This is a genomic window from Paenibacillus sp. 01L418, assembly GCF_056400045.1.
This window is the reverse complement of sequence record NZ_JBFTSN010000662.1, coordinates 1-2,256: the sequence shown is the minus strand read 5'-3', so window position 1 is coordinate 2,256 and position 2,256 is coordinate 1. Positions and strand designations below refer to the sequence as shown.

The window sequence follows — 2,256 nt, the reverse complement described above, 5'->3', positions numbered from 1 at the left end:
GTTTTCGGGTCCTTTAATGCGATGCATCAAACGAACAATAGCAGGATGAAGGTGGACACCATCGACAATGGCTTGAATACTCACATGATCTGCTTCAAAAGCAGCAGCGACGAGCCCGGGATCTCGATGATGAATCGGCCGCATGCCATTAAAGCAATGTGTAACATGGCTAGCTCCAGCATCAAATGCTAACTTAGCTTCCTCATACGTTGCATCAGAATGTGCGACAGCAATGATAACTTCCATTTCTTTCAAATAAGAGAGGAGTTCCATTCCACCGGGTAATTCTGGGGCTATCGTTACCATTTTAATAAGTCCATCTGCTTCTTCAAAAATTCGCTTCATCTCACCAAGATGCGGATGACGTAAATACTTTTCATTTTGCATCCCTTTACGTTTCGGATTCAGATAAGGTCCCTCTAAATGAAGTCCAGCAATTTTGGCGCCGACCTCAAGCCCAACGACACGTTTTACACTACGAATCATAGCTAATAATTCATCCATTGTAGAGCTTACTGATGTAGCAAGAAACGAGGTACAGCCCGTTGCAGCACATGCACGAGAAACCTCTTGAATACTCGCTTCGCTTCCATCCATCATATCGAACCCGTTAGCTCCATGTATATGGACATCGATCATACCGGGGATTAACCATTGCCCGTTCCCATCTATAAGCTCATATTCCTCCTCTGGAAGAGGCGAAAGGGGAGTATGATTATTTTCTATTTTTTCGATGATTCCATTTCTAATCCAGACGGTACTAGCTGGCAAAATAACATCAGGCTGAACGATTTGAACGTTATGCACGATTTTATAAGTCATCTTTATTTTCCTCCTCGAGTTTGTTGTTCATCTCAGAGCAAATAACTGTTATATTTTTCTGATCAAGTATTTCTTCTATTTCGCTAGGCACTTCTTGATCGGTAATTAAAATATCAATATAGTCAAAATCTAATCGATAAACCGACTTGTTTTTAAACTTCGTAAAATCAGCTACAGCGATAACCTGGTCTGATCTGCGTGCCATCTCTTTTTTGATATGAGCATCCTCTTCAAACGGGTAGTAGAGCCCATCTGATTGAATCGCCGCGGCGCCAATAAACACCTTATCAGCTCTCATTTCACGAAGCTTTTCAATAACGGAGGGACCATACAGCAAGCGGTTCTTTACATGTAAATAACCACCGAGTACATAAACCTGCAGATCATCTCGATCAGAGAGAATTCTTACGATGTCTATAGACTGAGTAATAGCTGTAATATTTTTCGCGGAGATTTGTTCGGCCACTGCCTGCACCGTTGTAGAAACGTCTAATATGACCGTCTCATGATCATGAATGAGCTTTGCTGCTACCAAACCAATATTGATTTTGCTATCTGTCTCATCAATTAGCCGTTCCTGATAGGAAGCAAGCTCCTTCTGTAATTGAGGAGAGGCTACTCCACCATGTGTTCGATTGACTACACCTTCTTGCACTAATTTAACGATATCTCTTCGAGCTGTATCCCTTGATACACCGAGATGGGTGCAAATATCCATGACACTCATCGTTTGATGTTCTTTTAAATATTCGAGTATTTTCAATAATCTCTGCTCTTGATAGATGATGAACACCTCCTTGTAAGTAAGTTTATCGTACTTTTTAAGTAAATGGAAGTATTATTTAAGTAATTAGAAGTAAGTTATAAGTAATTTGAAGTGAATTATTGGACGAGCGGATTGGAATAAGGAGAATCAGTCCATATGTCAATTACGAGATTGACTTAGCAATCGATGTGATTTATTATTAGTTAGAAATCTAACGATTATGCGGAGGCTGATGGAAATCGAACATACTCTACAGTATCAAGTGCGCGCAATTGGCCACAAACTAAAAAATTATGCGGACAAAAAGCTTGAAGCTCATGGAATAACGTTCGAGCAAGCCAAACTCATTGAATATGTATTTCACAATGAAGAGAAAGGCGTGTCTCAGAAAGATTTGGAACGTGCATTTCAACGTAAAGGATCTTCCATTAGCAGTATCGTTCATAATTTAGAGAAAAACGGGTTTATTGAAAGGAAGACGGATGCTAAGGATGAACGCAAAAAAATAATGCGCATGCAAGCAAAAGGAAAAGATGTTGTTTTGGATTTTGAACAGTTTTTCAGTGAAACGGAGAACCTCATGATGAAAGGATTGAGCAGCGAAGATCAAGTGAAGCTATTTGCATTTTTGGATACAATCAATAAAAATCTTGATCAGGAAAATAAGC

3 protein-coding genes are annotated in these 2,256 nt (G+C 39.7%); 1 reads left to right on the top strand and 2 read right to left on the bottom strand.

Translation table 11 applies throughout. The features are described 5' to 3' along the window. A partial coding sequence (gene nagA / locus AC1DSE_RS34300) for an N-acetylglucosamine-6-phosphate deacetylase (RefSeq protein ID WP_477529018.1) occupies positions 1-822 on the bottom strand: 822 nt, incomplete at its 3' end. Further along, positions 812-1,585 carry a DeoR/GlpR family DNA-binding transcription regulator gene (locus AC1DSE_RS34295; protein WP_477511890.1) on the bottom strand — a complete coding sequence of 258 codons (774 nt, stop codon included), beginning with the start codon at positions 1,583-1,585 and terminating at the stop codon, positions 812-814. The genes AC1DSE_RS34295 and nagA, both read right to left, overlap by 11 nt. Positions 1,586-1,820: 235 nt before the next feature. Here AC1DSE_RS34295 and AC1DSE_RS34290 point away from each other — a divergent pair. After that, positions 1,821-2,256 (top strand): MarR family winged helix-turn-helix transcriptional regulator (locus tag AC1DSE_RS34290; protein WP_477529017.1); only part of this gene is annotated, 436 nt, incomplete at its 3' end.